We start from the raw sequence: 16,298 nt of genomic DNA on the forward strand, positions 1-16,298 counted from the left end.
TTCACTGTGTAAAAATATTTAATTTTTTTTAATAGATTGTTTTTTTTCAAAAATATTAAAAACTAACCCACCCATTAACGCAAAATACAAGGTACTATTAACAGGTTTTGAAGTAATGGTACAAGTTCCTGATTCACAACCTATATTAGAATAATACCAATAACCAACCCCTGCACCAAGTATCACACCAAGTAAGGTTAATTTATATTTTAGAATTAACTGCACTATAAATGAGGTTTTAAAATACGTAGTAGTTCATCTGCTGCTACAACTCCAGATTGTCTCCACAACATTTTACCATTTTTAAATAGCAACATGGTTGGAACACTTCTCACTTGATATTGAGCTGCCGCTTGTTGATTGGCATCTACGTCAATTTTAATAATTGTGATTTTTTCCCCTAGTTCTTCTTTTACCTCGGCCAAAATTGGTCCTAACATTCTACATGGTCCACACCAAGTTGCAAAAAAATCGACCAAAACGGGTTTATCACCGTTAATTAATTCTTCAAATTTACTCATACATCATTCTTTTTTGTTGGCACATTACACCCTTGCGGACCGCATCCCATATTAAAAATTGCTTGTAACATAAAAAATAAACCGAAAGCAGCAAAAAACCACTCGCCTCTTTCATAAGCAGTATAAAATAAAAACAAGGCAATTGCTAATCTAAAATAGCGCATAAAATGCCAATTTGTCGTTAATAATCGTTTCATATATTTTAAAAATACGTTTAAATAGTAAACATCACAAACAATCCATAGATTTTAATTCTAAAACTAAGTGTAGTGATGCCTACATTACTTAAAATTTCTATAACAAATGTAACGCAATTATTCGACTTGAATTGTAACAAAAATTACACTACTAAAACTGGAAATAAATAAACGGTTGTGGACCCGCGGAAGCCGTTGCATAAACAAGCCAAAAGATCAAGCCTAAAACAATTGCGCGCGCAATTAAAGGCATGGCTACAAATACATTTTGAACAGCTACCATTACTCGTTCTGGAATATAATGCCAAAAGTAACCTATAGCCATTAAAGCAAATACGTTTTTATACCCTTGAGCAACCACAAGCCATTGATTAAAATCAACTGTTAATTTTCCGATATTTTCTATCACTTGCAATGCTGTAGCAAAGTCTTTCGCACGAAAGAAAATCCAACAAAAGGCAACAAAATGAAAGGTAAGAAGTATAGATAAAACTCGAGTAAAACTTGATAAAATAGTTTTTTTATTTTCTTCCTTATTTGGGAAAATTTCTAAGATAATTTTATGAACAGCTAAAGCCAAACCATGTAAAGCACCCCAAATAATAAATCGGATACTAGCCCCATGCCATAATCCACCTAACAACATAGTAGTCATCAAATTGACATTCGTAAACATGGTACGCTCTCTATCTTTTGACAAAAGAAAAGTTAAACAAAATACTACCAATGAAACCACACCCAAAATTAATGGAATGTTACTCGTATTTGAAAATGAAATTCCCCAAACAATAACACCAAAGAAAAACAAAGCAGGGAATAAAAATCCGGCAAAAGTTCCTTTTCTGTTTCCTCCTACTGATATGTATAAAAAGTCTTTTAACCAAGTAGATAACGAAATATGCCATCTTCTCCAAAATTCTGTGATTGAAGCCGATTGATAAGGCGTTCTAAAATTGGTAGGCAATTTAAATCCAAGCAACAATGCTACCCCAATAGCCATATCGGAATACCCTGAAAAATCACAATAAATCTGGATGGTATATCCATACGCAGCCATTAAATTTTCAAATGCCGTATAACTGTTTGGCAAATCAAATATACGGTCTACAAAATTAATAGATATATAATCTGAAATTACTGTCTTCTTTATTAAACCACCTATAATCAATAAGAAAGCACGGTTAATATCCTCTTGAGAAACATGTAACTTTTGGTAAATTTGAGGTAAAAAATCTTTAGCTCTAACGATTGGTCCGGCTACTAATTGTGGAAAGAACGACACAAAAAACAAGTAATCGATATAACCTTTAGTAGGTTCAATTTCTTTTCTATATACTTCGATAATATAACTTATGGATTGAAACGTATAAAATGAAATACCAACAGGTAAAATAACGTCGAAAAATGCAAATTTAGTACCTGAAATCGTATTTGTAATATCCACTAGAAAGTTACTGTACTTAAAGTAACCAAGAAAACCTAAATTCAATACAACACTGAAAGCCAAACACAATTTTTTATTGACTTCACTGGTGGTACGATGAACCAAATTACCAAGATTATAGTCTACTATAGATGAGCCGAGTAATAATAAAAAATAAATACCACTTGATTTATAATAGAAAAACAAAGAAAAAGCAATCACATACAACATTCGAACTGTATTGGCTTTTCTTAGTAAAATGTACCAAAAATAAAATACCAAAAATAAGCCTAAAAAAAGCCCTGTATTAAATAACAAAGGTGCTTTTTCATCAAAAACAAACCAAGCTTTTATTTGTTCTGGAGTAATAACCCCAATATTTTTTGTAAACCAATCTTGCAACACGTCTATCACTTATTTTTCTGATTTAAATAATTCATAGGATTGAATAAAAGCACCAAAAAACAATTCGGCTTGTTTTTCATAGCCTAATTTTGAATAGTGAACTTTATCTTTTGCCATCAATCCCATTCTAGAATTCAATATAATATTCTTATTTCCTCCAAATACATCCAACAAATTCCAAACTGCAAATTGATCTAATGGAGCTTGTTCTTGTATTATTTCGCTATAACTATCAATATAACTGTTGTAACTTTTTCGGTGCAATTTAGAAGGAGGAGGTGTAGTAACTAAAATGGAAGCTTGTGGCGCTTTAGCTTTTATTCCTTCGATCATTTTTCTCAAATTATAATAATAATTTTGCCCTTCTTGTTTGTCAAAACTTTCATTTGTTCCTAATGAAATAACGAATAAATCGGCTTCAAGAGCTGGAATCTGTTCAAAAAACAAGGGAAACTTAGTATAATCTCCTACTTTAGCACCATTTACTCCAATTCCACTATAGGTCACCCCTGGATTAGAATTTTCCAAAATAATACCATTTAAGGCAAATTTCTCAATAGAATCATTCCCAATTATTGTAATTTTATCTAAAGGACGACTTGAAATATAATTGTTTGTAAATGCCGATTTTTCTAAAGCTATAGGTTCATAAGAATAGACATTTTTTGTTACTGTTTTATAGGAAACTTTAGATTTACCTCCTGGAATTTTTAAAACCTTTCCATCTCTAATAAAATCACTTTTTAGACCATTTGCCTGTTTAAGTTGTTTTATGGAAATATTGTATTTGTTTGCTATACTTCCTAATACTTCTCCAGGTTTTACTTTGTGCGAAGAAGTCACCGCTGTTTTAACCGCTACTTTTTCTTGAACACTGCTTCCCTTTTTGGCAAAAGACACTTGGAATATCGATTGATTTTGTGGTGAAATTAATTTTAATACTGTAAAATCATATTGTGCATCTTTAATTAAAAGATCGATATGAAAATTCTTTTGTTTGGGTTCTAATGCAATACCACTAATACCAACCGGTCTTGAAACATCAGCGAATAAATTACGAGCAGAGGAAAAGCCACCCGATCCTGTAAAACGTAGGGGCGCACTGTTATTTGTATTTGCTAAACTGTAAGGAAAAGTAAATCCAAAACCACCATTACCAAACACTTGTTGGAAACGCAAACGCATAACAGCAGTGAATAAATCGGCTTGTATATGTGAGTCTCCAATATGTACAATTCGAACTTTTCCTTGTTTGGTTTGTTCCAATTGATATAATTTTTCAAATATTTGTTTTAAAGCCTTATCATTTTGAATTACATTATGATAGGGTTCAAAATTGGAAATATCTAAGGGCGTTTCAATACTATCCGGATGAATAGCAACAGAATCAATCACCACACGAATACTATCTGAAGTAGAAAGAGAATCGCTTTGTGCTTGAACAAATAGAGTCCAAAAAAATGTAATTATGACTGCTAATTTATTCATGAATAGTATCTTTAATCACAGGAACATTGCTATCGTTTGCTGTTTGAACCTTAGGTTTTCTTTTTTTTGAAGCAATTGCTCTTAAAACTTTGTATTCTTCATAACCATCTATCAATTGCTTATAAACTAAACCTGCAATTTGCTTTGCGCCTCTATGATTAAAATGGGTATAATCTTTATTGGCTTTTGCTGGTACTTCTTCCACCCATTTCACCATGGAACCATCACCTCCCATTAGAGTATATAAATTGATAAAACCCGATTCTGCCTGAACAGCATACCTCTTTTGAGCGGAAGCTAATGGAACCACTGCAGAGTCTGTTTTCATGGTTAAGTCATATTTAGTTGATTTATCTGCTGTTGAAATGATAAGAATTGCAGCACCCGGAAAACATTCTTTCAAATGAGCTACTACATTTTTCATTTTTTTCTCGTACCAACCATAATTCAACGAACCGTAATTTAACACATTAGTTCCAAATTGAAGAATTATTAAATCATAACCCAACTTTTGTTGGAAAGCATTCATTAACTCTTTATTTAAATTACTCAATGGTAAACCTGAATTTCCTCTTGATGAAAAATTATCAACATGTACCCCTTTTCCATCGTCAAAATTCATTCCATAAAAAGGAATAGAATCTGAATTAATAAAATTCAACTTCAGATTTTTTGTTGTGGTTGCTACTGTTGTTGCATTCAAAATAGAAGAAGGATTCAAACCTTTATAAATAGTATCTTTTCCAAGAATATATCTTAATTTGGCTCCTTTTTTTGAAGACTTGCCGTAGAATAGCGTTGGATTATTTAAAGATGTAGCATGTCTAGTTTTGAATGCTTTATATTTTACCCATGTTGGATTAATGGTATCTTTTACAAAGAAAACAGCTCCATTAACACCAAATGAACGACTTGGACTTTTCACTTTTAAATAGGATTGTGCCTTCCAATTTGGAGAATACTCATGCACAATAGAACCACGTGAAGCAGCTGATTCTGAAGTAATATTTACAAAACCAACACCTTCTCCACCAAACTTATCTTGAAATAATGAGCGAACATCTTGTACAATTAAATCTCCATCCGTCATGGAATCACCAAAGTAAGCAATACGCGCTTTTCCTTGCTTTTTTGTTTCCAACTGATATAATTTTTCAAAAAATGGAATTAAATATTGATACCCTTTGTATTGTTCATATTTCTCATCTGGAAACTGAATTCCCAAGGGATTAGAATTAAACTTAATTGTGGTATTAGTTAAGGTATCTTTTTCTTGCGTTTTATCACCATTTGCAATAGCATCTAACAATAAACTATCAACTACCACATTTTTTCCATCAACAGTAGAATCTGGAAATAATTTTTTTGGTAAAAAAGACTTAAATCCAATAAATGAAACAATAGCAATCAATACGATGGCCCAAGATTGAAAGAAATAAGATTTTATATTATTCATTATTATTGATTGTATCCAAAAATTGAATTTCGAAATAGATGTTAATTACTTAATCAATTACATTCGCTCTGGCACATTTATACCTAATAAACTAAATGCATTTTTAATAGTATTACCCACTAAATAAGACAGTTGTACACGGAATATTTTCTTATTTACATCTTCTTCCCCTAAAATAGAAACATTTTGGTAAAAAGAATTAAATTCTTTAACCAAATCATAGGTGTAATTTGCTACTAAAGCTGGACTATGGTTTTCGGCAGCTTGCTGAATTACTTCAGGGAACAATTGTATTTGTTTGATTAATTCTTTCTCCTTTTCGTGTAAGTCAATAGTCTCAACAACAACCGCTTTATATTCAAAATCTGCTTTACGTAAAATAGATTGAATACGTGCATAAGTATATTGAATGAATGGCCCTGTATTTCCATTAAAATCAACAGATTCCTCTGGATTAAACATCATGGTTTTCTTAGGATCTACTTTTAACATATAGTATTTCAAGGCTCCTAAACCAATTGTTTTGTATAGAACTGCTTTTTCCTCTTCTGAATATCCGTCTAATTTACCTAATTCTTCAGAAATAGATTGAGCCGTAGTTGTCATTTCATGCATTAAATCATCTGCGTCAACCACTGTCCCTTCACGTGATTTCATTTTACCTGAAGGCAATTCTACCATACCATAAGACAAATGGAATAAATGTTGTGCCCAATCAAATCCCAATTTTTTAAGAATTAAGAACAACACCTTAAAATGATAATCTTGTTCGTTTCCTACCGTATACACCATTCCTCCAACATCTGGAAAATCTTTTACACGTTGAATAGCTGTACCAATATCCTGCGTCATGTAAACCGAAGTACCGTCTGAACGTAAAACTAGTTTTTCATCCAACCCTTCAGCTGTTAAATCAATCCAAACAGAGCCGTCTGGTTTTTTAAAAAACACACCTTTCGCTAATCCTTCTTCCACTACATCTTTCCCTAACAAATAGGTATTACTTTCGTAGTAGTAAGAATCAAAATCAACCCCTAAATTCTTGTAAGTAACCGCAAATCCATCATACACCCATTGATTCATCGTTTTCCAAAGCGTTACTACTTCTTCATCACCCGCCTCCCATTTACGTAGCATTTCTTGGGCTTCTAACATCAAAGGTGCTTGTTTTTTAGCTTCCTCTTCCGTTTTTCCTTGAGCAATTAATCCCTTAATTTCTGACTTATAGGCTTTATCAAATTCTACATAAAAATTTCCAACCAACTTATCCCCTTTCAAACCCGTTGTTTCAGGAGTTTGTCCGTTTCCAAATTTTTGCCAAGCCAACATGGATTTACAAATATGAATTCCACGATCGTTAATGATTTGTGTTTTATATACTTTTTTACCTGATGCTTTTATGATTTCAGCCACCGAATAACCCAATAAATTATTGCGGATATGCCCTAAATGCAAAGGTTTATTCGTGTTTGGTGACGAATATTCCACCATTACAGCTTTCTCGTTTGCATTTGCATTGACAAAACCAAAAGTTTCATTTGATTTTATACTATTAAAATAGTTTGCATAAAAAGCATCTGAAATTACGATATTTAAAAAACCCGCAACTACATTGAATTTTTCTACTTCAACAACCTGTTCAACTAAGTAATTCCCAATTTTTGTTCCTATTTCAACTGGGTTGCCTTTTAACACTTTTACTAAGGGAAAAACTACCATAGTAATATCTCCTTCAAACTCTTTTCTTGTTGCTTGAAATTCAACTTTTTCAATAGAAATAGCAAACAGTTCGTTGACCGCTTTTTGAATTTGTCCCGTAAGAATTTGTTGTAATGACATAGTGTTATTTTTTAGGTGTGCAAAGATACGTTTTTTAGTAATTCGATAAATTAATTTGTAACAAAAAAGATAAACCGTTGACTAACGCTTGTAAACAAAACAAAATGCATATTTAAAATCATCATCAATCATGAAAATCAAAATTACTTTATTTTCGTTTTTTATCTTTATTTCCAGCTTAATAGCTCAGGAAAAGAACGGAAGTATTACAGGAAAAATTATTGATAGTCAATCCAAAGAAGGAATTGGTTATTCGACTGTTTTAGTGAAGGAAAACGGCAAAGTTGTGGCTTCTGCGGCAACAAAAGAAGACGGAAGTTTTACGTTTTCTAATTTAGCAAATAAAAATTTACTTTTAGAAGTTAACTTTGTAGGTTATAAAAAACATAGTCAAGAAGTTAATTTATCTACTTCAAACTCAGTAAATGTAGGAACTATTTCAATTGCTAGTGAGTCCAAGGAAATCGAGACCGTAACAGTGGTAAAAGAGCGTTCTACTATTGAACAAAAAGCAGACCGAAAAGTAGTTAATGTAGGTAAAGATTTAATTGCTTCAGGAACAACTGCCTCTGAAATTTTCAATAACATTCCAACTGTTAGTATTGACCCTCAAACGAAGGAATTAAGTTTAAGAGGAAATTCAAATGTTCGTGTCTTAATCGACGGTAAACCAACAAATATTGATGCAACTCAATTATTACAACAAATTCCATCTGCTTCAATAAAACAAGTGGAGTTAATTACTAATCCATCCGCAAAATACAACCCTGAGGGAAACAGTGGTATCATTAACATCATTTTGCATAAAAATACCAAAGGAGGCTTTAATGGTTCTATTACTTCAGGTGTTACTTTTGGTGTTACTCCAAAAACCAATCAATCGTTGAACTTGAATTACAAAGTAGGGAAAGTAAATTTTTATACCAATTATGGCTTCAACCATGGAAAAAACAGAAACTTTGGATTTGTAGACAGTGAGCGTGTTGGTTTTGAAAATTCACAAGATTTTAAATTTTCGAATGTTAATACTTCTCATTTATTAAAAATAGGTGCTGACTATTACATAAACGACAACAATACCTTATCTTTTTTTACGAACTGGAATTTCTTTGATGGTAAAGGAAAATCTAGAACTATTTCTGATTATTTAACTTTAGCAGATGCAGTTCAAGACAATTGGAATAATAGTGGTAATACAACTCAAACTTATGATTTAGCCTATAAACACAATTTTGCTAAAAAAGGAGAGACTATTGATTTCCAAATTAATCATTCAATAACAGATAATGATGATATCTCTAATTTTTTAAACAACAACATTTATAGTTTAAATGATATTTCTGGAAAATCCACGTATTCACAATTTAATATTGATTATGTGAATCCACTTTCAGAATCGGCAAAATTAGAAGTAGGATATGAAACTCGTTTACAAGGTGGGAAAAATCTTTTCAACGATTTTCAAGCAACAGCAACCACAACAAATAAATTTGACTACAATAGAAATATACATGCGTTATATGCTAATTATAGTAAATCATTTGGAAAATTCAGTGCTCAGGTTGGTGCTAGAGCAGAGTTGTATAACTTGTATGCTCATCCTAAAAAAGAATCGACCGATGCAAGTTTAAATTCTGATGCAACTATTACTGATGAAATTTTTACAATTTACCCATCTGCTTATTTGTCTTATAAACCTAACGACAACAACACGTTTAATATTAATTACACAAGAAGGGTGGATCGTCCAAGTAATGGTCAGATTAATCCAATTAGAGAATGGAGAACTGTAAACATGGAATCAAGAGGAAATCCTGCATTAGAGCCTCAATTTACCAATTCATTTGAATTGAATTACACTAGAATTACTAAAATTGGTTCTATTACATCAGCTGTATTTTATAGATTAATTCAGGATGAGATTTCAAGAGTTACTTTTACAGACCCTAACGATACCAACTTTTACATTATGTCATTTAGTAATTTTAAGAATAACCGATCTATGGGAGCTGAAATTAATGCTAATTTAAAGTTAACTAAATGGTGGTCAACAAATGCTAGTGCTGATATTTATTTTAAAACAGTCAGAGGAACCGTTTCTAATTTAGACACTGGTTTAATGGAAAATGCTGAAGTAGATGTAACTACATTTAACACTCGTTTAAACAACACGTTTTCTGCAACTAAGAATTTGAAATTCAATTTATTCGGTATGTACAGAGGTAGAGACCTAAGTTTACAATTTGCAAGAAAAGCAATGTATAAAATGGATTTAGGAGCCAACTATTCAGTATTACAAGGAAAAGGAACAATTTCAGCGCGTTTAAACGACGTTTTCAACATGATGCACTTCGCTTTTGAAGGAAATATTCCTTACCGCAGTGTGGGTGAATTCCACTGGGAAAGCAGAACATTCTATTTAGGATTTAACTATAACTTTGGTGGTGGAAAAAACCGTGAACTGCAAAGAAAACAAAGAGACAAACAAGAAACTCAAGGTGGCGGTGGAATGTTTTAATCATTAAAATATTTATTAAAAAAAGCGTTCAGAAAAAATCTGAACGCTTTTTTTATTGTCTTTTATAAAAAACATAATCCGTTATTAAAGGTTGTAATCCTATATTTTTTAATTCCGAATTAATTTGAGCTCGATGATAAGAAGAATGATTGACAACATGAAATAAAATTTCATTCAATACATTTGAAAACGATTCTCCAGAAGAAGTAACATAATTTACACGCTCATTCAAATCTTTCTCCTCTAAAATTCTTTTAGTTAAATAAAAATTTTCTTTATTTATATTAATCAAGCTAGCATAATTGTGCAATTGCCATACTCCATATTGGGTTGTAATTTTCAAAATTCTAGTCATCCAAATTTCATGAGCATTTAAAGTATGAGAAATCAAAACCCGGATTTTATCATTTAACTTTGATTCATTTTGAATGAGATAAGCAATCATTTCATGATTTTTATCAAAAGTATATTGAAATTTATCTAGAAAAAAGTCATTCATAGTTTACCAACGAATTATAGCACTTCCCCAAGTAAATCCAGAGCCAAAAGCTGCTAAAACAACCAAATCGCCTTCTTTAATTTTCCCTTGTTCCCACGCCTCTGTTAACGCAATAGGAATAGAAGCTGCTGTTGTATTACCATATTTTTGTATATTGTTATACACTTGATCATCTGTCAACTTAAATTTCTGCTGAATGAATTGAGAAATTCTCAAATTGGCCTGATGCGGAATCAACATATTGATGTCTGAAACCTTTAAATTATTAGTTTGTAAACCTTCCATAATTACTTCACTAAAACGTACCACTGCATTTTTAAACACAAATTGACCATTCATGTGTGGATAATAACTTTCATCATTAGGGTCGTTATCTTTAATAATATCGGTAACCCAACGTTTTCCCATTCCAGGTGCAATTAAAGATAACTCTTCTGCATGTTGCCCTTCTGCATGCAAATGAGTAGACAAAATACCTTTTGTAGTATCCTCTGTTCTTGAAAGCACAGCTGCTCCTGCTCCGTCTCCAAAAATAACAGAAACCCCACGACCTCTAGTAGTCATGTCCAATCCTCTTGAATGCACTTCTGAACCAATGACTAAAACATTCTTATACATTCCTGTTTTTATAAATTGATCAGCTACCGAAAGGCCATAAACAAAACCAGAACATTGATTTCTGATATCTAAAGCACCAACCGTTTTTAGTCCTAAATCTCTTTGTACCATAACTCCTGGTCCTGGAAAATAATAATCAGGACTTAACGTGGCAAAAACAACAAAATCGATATCTTCTGTAGTTAAGCCAGAACGTTCAATAGCCATTCTTGCTGCTTTAACTCCCATAGAAGTGGTTGTATCGTCTGCATTACTTACATGACGTCTTTCTTTAATACCTGTTCGTTCTTGAATCCACTCATCATTAGTGTCCATTATTTTAGACAAATCATCATTAGTTACTACATTTTCAGGCACGTAATAACCTAAACCCGTTATTTTTGAATGATACATAAATTGAAATTTAAATAGTGGGCAAATTTACTATTTTTTATCTTTTGTAAACTAACTCGTCTTTACAAATAAATACTTCTTGTCATTAGACATTCTATTTTTGTAATGTTCACTATAACTCTAACTATATATCTCTTAGCTACTTCTATCTTTCAAAAGGTTAAATTTTAACGAAATTTTGTAACAAAGCATTTTGAGAACACACTAATTTTATAATAATATAATAAACTCAACCATTAAACATAAAAATATGAAGCTAAAGTTCCTTGCCCTTGCAACGATAGTCAGTTTGAATTGGTCTATTGCCCAAGAAAATGTAACGTTTCAAAAACCATCAAAATCTATTTTAGATTTAGCTGATTACCAAAGAGCACCATCAGTAAGCATGGATAACAAAAAAGAATACATGCTATTAACTTATCGTAATACTTACAAAACATTAGATGATCTTAATCAAGAAGAATTACGACTTGGTGGTTTGAGAATTAATCCTATAACTAATATTTCTAGTACCGTTACTTATATTAATAATTTGAAAATCAGAAAAATTAGTGATAAAAACGAATTGCAAGTAAAAGGAATTCCTGAAAATGCCAAAATTACAAATGTGAGTTGGTCTCCAAACGAGAACAAAATTGCATTTACAAATACAACTACAAAAGGAGTAGAATTGTGGATAATTGATGTTCCAAATCAAATCGCTCGAAAAATTACAGAGGACAATTTAAATGCTAATTTGGGTAGTCCATACACTTGGCATAATAACAATGAACTTTTAATAAAAGTATTACCTAAAAATAGACCTGCTTTAATTGACACTAAAAAAGATTTACCTACGGGACCAACTGTTTCTACTAGTGATGGCTCTAAATCTCAAAACAGAACTTATCAAGATTTATTGAAAAACAAAACTGATGAGACCAATTTTGATATCATTACCACTTCTGAATTGTATTTAATAACTACCTCAGGGGAGAAAAAACTTTTTAAAAGTGCTGCTATTTATGCGGGTGAAAGCTTTTCCCCAGATGGAAACTATATTATGTTAACCACTATCCAAAAACCATATTCTTACATTGTACCAATGAGTCGTTTTCCACAAAAATCAATTGTGTATGATTTAAATGGTAAAGAAATAAAAGTAGTGAATGAAGTTCCTTTAACAGAAATTATGCCTAAAGGTTTTTCTTCTGTAAGAGCTGGAAAAAGAAATATGGCGTGGAGACCTGATGTAGCTGCTACATTATTTTTTGTTGAAGCATTAGACGGTGGTGATCAAGCTAAACAAGTAGAATTTAGAGATGAAGTTTATACATGGCAAGCCCCTTTTAACCAAAGTCCTGTTTCTCTTTTGAAAACCAAACAACGTTTTAGCGGAATGACTTGGGGTAATGAAAACTATGCTATTGTTTATGATAGTTGGTACGACACAAGAAATGCGAAAACGTATTTAATTAACCCTTCAAATCCTAATCAAGCGCCTCAAATTATCTTTGATAGAAATTCGCAAGACATTTATTCCGATCCGGGGAATTTTGAAACCAGAAAAAACCAATTCAATAGATTCGTTTTAGCCATTGAAAATGACAAAGGCTACTTAATTGGCGATGGATTTACTAAACAAGGACAATTCCCTTTTATTACTGAATTCAATTTAAAAACATTTGAAAATAAAAAAATCTATACCTCCACTTATAAGGACAAAAAAGAAGATTTAATTTCTATTGAAGATTTAAAAAAAGGAGATGTTTTAGTAATGATTCAATCAAAAAATGAATACCCTAATTACTATATACGCAATATTAAATCTAAAAACAAATTAATTCCTATTACTTCGTTTACAAACCCATTTGAAAGTATCAAAAACGTATATAAAGAAGTTATCAAATATAAAAGGAAAGATGGTGTGGAATTATCTGGAACACTCTATCTGCCTTCAGGATATGACAAAACAACCAAGAAAGAAAAGCTTCCTTTATTAATTTGGGCATATCCTGAAGAATTCAAAGATAAAAATTCGGCAGGTCAGGTAAATAAAAATCCCAATGAATTTACATTTCCAAATTATGGCTCTTTTGTATATTGGGTAACTAAAGGTTATGCCGTTTTAGATGATGCCTCATTCCCCATTATTGGAGAAGGAAAAACTGAGCCAAATGACACTTTCATCTCACAGTTGGTTGACAATGCCGAGGCAGCCATCAATGCAGTTGATCAATTGGGTTACATCAATAGAAATAAAGTTGGCATTGGAGGACATTCCTATGGTGCTTTTATGACCGCTAACTTATTAACTCATTCTAAATTATTTGCTTGTGGAATTGCTAGAAGTGGTGCTTACAACAGAACGTTAACACCATTTGGTTTCCAGAGTGAACAAAGAAATTATTGGGATATTCCTGCAATATATAATGAAATGTCTCCTTTTATGAATGCTGACAAAATGAAAACACCTTTGTTACTAGTTCATGGTGATGCAGATAATAATCCAGGAACTTTTACATTACAATCAGAACGCTACTTCCAAGCATTAAAAGGACTAGGGGCACCTGTTAGGTTAGTTTTATTACCAAAAGAGAGTCACGGATATGCTGCTAAAGACAACATCTTACATTTATTGTGGGAACAAGAACAATTCTTAGATAAATATCTTAAAAATTAATAAAAAGCCCTTATTTTATAAGGGCTTTTTGTATTCTAAATAAACTTTTTGACCTGTCCAATTCAACTCGGACTCAAAAAAAGCAACACCTTCTTCATAAATAGCTTCATTTAAAAAATAAGCGCCTTTAAAGTAAGCTGCTTTCACCTCTACTAAAAAAGAAGACAAATCTACTACTTCCAACTGATTTGGATATACAATTAATGTTTTTGAAGATGCATTAAGATAACAACCTTTAACTTCATTTACGTCTCCAAAAAGTGATGCAGTGTAGATATGCTTAGGCCTTTGATAAATTTGAATAGTAGTACCTGAATCAATAATCTTGCCTTGCTTTAAAACTACTACCTCATCAGAAAAAGACAACACATCATTCACATCATGCGTTGCAATAATAGTAGTAATACTTTTCTCTTTTAAGTACTTAAATATCTTTCTTCTAAGTGTATTTTTTCTGAAATTATCAATATGACTAAATGGCTCATCTAGCAATAAAACTTCGGGCTCTTGAGCTAAAACTCGGGCTAAAGCGACACGTTGCATTTGACCGCCACTTAAGAATTTTGCTTTGACCTGCTTATATTCCGACATTTCAACTAGTTCTAATAGTTCATCTATACGTCGTTGTTTTTCTTCTGGATAAAAATTTGACAAAAACTTACCCACATTTTCACCAACAGTAATAAAAGGCATCAAATCAAAATCTTGAGCCAAATATTTCATGAATGGCATGCCTGGTACTAAATGATATTTTGGACCTAAAATTTGATTCTCTTTCCAAAATAATACTCCCTCATCACAATCAAATAAACCATAAATGATTTTCAACAAAGTACTTTTACCACATCCACTTTCACCTATTAAGGCTAAGTTTGTTCCTTCCCGAATTGAAAAATCAATATCTTCAAGGTTTTTTTTATCTAAATAAGAAAACGCATTTATCTTTACTTGGAGCATTTATCTATTTTTTAATGCTATTTTTTAAAAAAGCAATTATCTACCTGCTTCTCTTTGGGCATCATCAATCATCTTTTGATTCGCCACAATAGCAAATTCTACACGTCTATTTTCACTTCTCCCCGCATCAGTATCATTAGAAGCAATAGGATCTAACTCCCCCATACCGACAATTTGAAAACGTGAAGCAACAAGCCCCTTACTAGCAAGGTATATTTTTACTGAATTAGCTCTTTGTTCAGACAAATTCATATTATATTCATCAGAACCTACACTGTCAGTATAGCCATATATTTTTATATCTGTATCGGCATATTCTTTAAAAACAGGGACTAATTTATCTAAATTAAGTTTAGCTGCTGAAGTTAACGTAGCTTTGTTAAATTCAAATTTTACTGCATTTTCTCCCAAAACTAATTTGATTCCCTCACCCACACGTTCTACTTTAGCGCCAGGAAGTTGTTCCTGAATTTGACGAGCTTGTTTATCCATTTTATTACCAATTAGGCCTCCTGCTACTCCACCAACTACTCCACCAATCACTGCTCCTAAAGCACCTTTACCGCCTTTACCAATATTATTACCTAAAACACCACCAATAACCGCTCCTGAAACCGCACCAATAGCTGCTCCTCTTTGCGTTCTGTTTGTATTCTTAACTGCTTCACAACTTGAAATCAATATAGTAGAAGCTAAAATTACAGTTCCTAATGTTCCTTTATTTACTTTCATATCGGCTCTTTTTACATTCGTGAAAATTGATATACTACTTCGGTTGGTTTATTACCCACATTTATTTCATCAATAAGTTGAAAACTATTTGCTGTACTATTCGCAACTTTTAAAACATATCCACTCACAGTATGTTTTGCTTTAATTCCCTCACTTAAGAATTTCATAACCACATTTCCTTCTTTGTTGATAAACCAAGTAATTTTACTATCAAAAGAAGTACAACTACTATTATTAAGCTTCATTTCTCCAGTATTATTATTAGATACAAATTTCCATTGACTGCCAACAAAACACTGTGAATCTGCAATATCAAAAGAAGTTACCTTTATATAATCTGAACCAGGATAAAACACCTTAGTTACAGTCCAATTTCCTTTTAAGGCTATTTCTGATTTCATATCCAATTTTGTTGCTGGATTGGATTTACAACCCACTAAAAAGGTAGTTACCAAAATTAAAAAAATAATTTTCTTCATGATTAAACAATTTACTTCTACAAAATTACCAAATGTTTACTGAAAATCATTTACACAATAAAAAGAATCTGTTACAAAATTTAAAATCCGACATTTTGTCACATGTAAAAG

At 31.8% G+C, this 16,298-nt stretch carries 14 protein-coding genes; 2 read left to right on the forward strand and 12 right to left on the reverse strand.

Features of this window, described 5'->3' with window-relative positions; genetic code table 11:
* Positions 1–18: 18 nt before the first annotated feature.
* The 7 genes from QZ824_RS06715 to argS all read right to left on the reverse strand — a co-directional run bounded on the left by QZ824_RS06715 (position 19) and on the right by argS (position 7,329).
* On the reverse strand, positions 19–225 hold the full coding sequence (locus QZ824_RS06715; protein ID WP_366844314.1) for a DUF6132 family protein: 207 nt from the start codon (positions 223–225) through the stop codon (positions 19–21).
* Positions 225–521: a thioredoxin gene (gene trxA, locus QZ824_RS06720; RefSeq protein WP_014389119.1), complete on the reverse strand. Its 297-nt coding sequence runs from the start codon at positions 519–521 to the stop codon at positions 225–227. Before trxA ends, QZ824_RS06715 begins: the two co-directional genes overlap by 1 nt.
* Positions 518–718, reverse strand: coding sequence for a hypothetical protein (locus tag QZ824_RS06725; RefSeq protein ID WP_291275253.1), 201 nt, complete (start codon positions 716–718; stop codon positions 518–520). The genes trxA and QZ824_RS06725 overlap by 4 nt, the downstream gene beginning before the upstream one ends.
* A gap of 151 nt (positions 719–869) precedes the next feature.
* Entirely contained in the window at positions 870–2,555 is a 1,686-nt protein-coding gene (locus QZ824_RS06730) for an MBOAT family O-acyltransferase (RefSeq protein WP_291275254.1), read from the reverse strand.
* A complete protein-coding gene (locus QZ824_RS06735; protein WP_291275255.1) occupies positions 2,556–4,034 on the reverse strand; it encodes a GDSL-type esterase/lipase family protein in 1,479 nt (492 codons plus the stop codon). It lies immediately after the preceding gene.
* Positions 4,027–5,490, reverse strand: coding sequence for a hypothetical protein (locus QZ824_RS06740; protein WP_291275256.1), 1,464 nt, complete (start codon positions 5,488–5,490; stop codon positions 4,027–4,029). Before QZ824_RS06740 ends, QZ824_RS06735 begins: the two co-directional genes overlap by 8 nt.
* A gap of 57 nt (positions 5,491–5,547) precedes the next feature.
* Positions 5,548–7,329 carry an arginine--tRNA ligase gene (argS, locus tag QZ824_RS06745; RefSeq protein WP_291275257.1) on the reverse strand — a complete coding sequence of 594 codons (1,782 nt, stop codon included), beginning with the start codon at positions 7,327–7,329 and terminating at the stop codon, positions 5,548–5,550.
* 130 nt (positions 7,330–7,459) lie between these two features.
* Here argS and QZ824_RS06750 point away from each other — a divergent pair, with 130 nt between their 5' ends.
* Complete coding sequence (locus tag QZ824_RS06750; RefSeq protein ID WP_291275258.1) at positions 7,460–9,847, forward strand: outer membrane beta-barrel family protein; 2,388 nt, start codon at positions 7,460–7,462, stop codon at positions 9,845–9,847.
* 52 nt (positions 9,848–9,899) lie between these two features.
* Here the strand turns inward: QZ824_RS06750 and QZ824_RS06755 are convergent, their stop codons facing one another.
* Positions 9,900–10,346 carry a DinB family protein gene (locus tag QZ824_RS06755; RefSeq protein ID WP_291275259.1) on the reverse strand — a complete coding sequence of 149 codons (447 nt, stop codon included), beginning with the start codon at positions 10,344–10,346 and terminating at the stop codon, positions 9,900–9,902.
* 3 nt (positions 10,347–10,349) lie between these two features.
* Positions 10,350–11,357, reverse strand: coding sequence for a beta-ketoacyl-ACP synthase III (locus QZ824_RS06760; RefSeq protein ID WP_291275260.1), 1,008 nt, complete (start codon positions 11,355–11,357; stop codon positions 10,350–10,352).
* 250 nt (positions 11,358–11,607) lie between these two features.
* Between QZ824_RS06760 and QZ824_RS06765 the strand changes: the two genes are divergently transcribed.
* The gene (locus QZ824_RS06765; RefSeq protein WP_291275261.1) at positions 11,608–14,019 is read left to right on the forward strand and encodes a prolyl oligopeptidase family serine peptidase; all 2,412 of its coding nucleotides are present in this window, start codon (positions 11,608–11,610) and stop codon (positions 14,017–14,019) included.
* 15 nt (positions 14,020–14,034) lie between these two features.
* Here QZ824_RS06765 and QZ824_RS06770 read toward each other — a convergent pair whose 3' ends face one another.
* The 3 genes from QZ824_RS06770 to QZ824_RS06780 are packed head-to-tail and all read right to left on the reverse strand — an operon-like array spanning position 14,035 to position 16,187.
* The gene (locus QZ824_RS06770; protein WP_291275262.1) at positions 14,035–14,976 is read right to left on the reverse strand and encodes an ABC transporter ATP-binding protein; all 942 of its coding nucleotides are present in this window, start codon (positions 14,974–14,976) and stop codon (positions 14,035–14,037) included.
* Between the two features lie 36 nt (positions 14,977–15,012).
* Positions 15,013–15,708 carry an OmpA family protein gene (locus QZ824_RS06775; RefSeq protein WP_291275263.1) on the reverse strand — a complete coding sequence of 232 codons (696 nt, stop codon included), beginning with the start codon at positions 15,706–15,708 and terminating at the stop codon, positions 15,013–15,015.
* Between the two features lie 11 nt (positions 15,709–15,719).
* Positions 15,720–16,187 carry a lipocalin family protein gene (locus QZ824_RS06780; protein WP_291275264.1) on the reverse strand — a complete coding sequence of 156 codons (468 nt, stop codon included), beginning with the start codon at positions 16,185–16,187 and terminating at the stop codon, positions 15,720–15,722.
* Positions 16,188–16,298 lie beyond the last annotated feature (111 nt).

The organism is Flavobacterium sp. (assembly GCF_021151785.1).
Lineage (GTDB): Bacteria > Bacteroidota > Bacteroidia > Flavobacteriales > Flavobacteriaceae > Flavobacterium.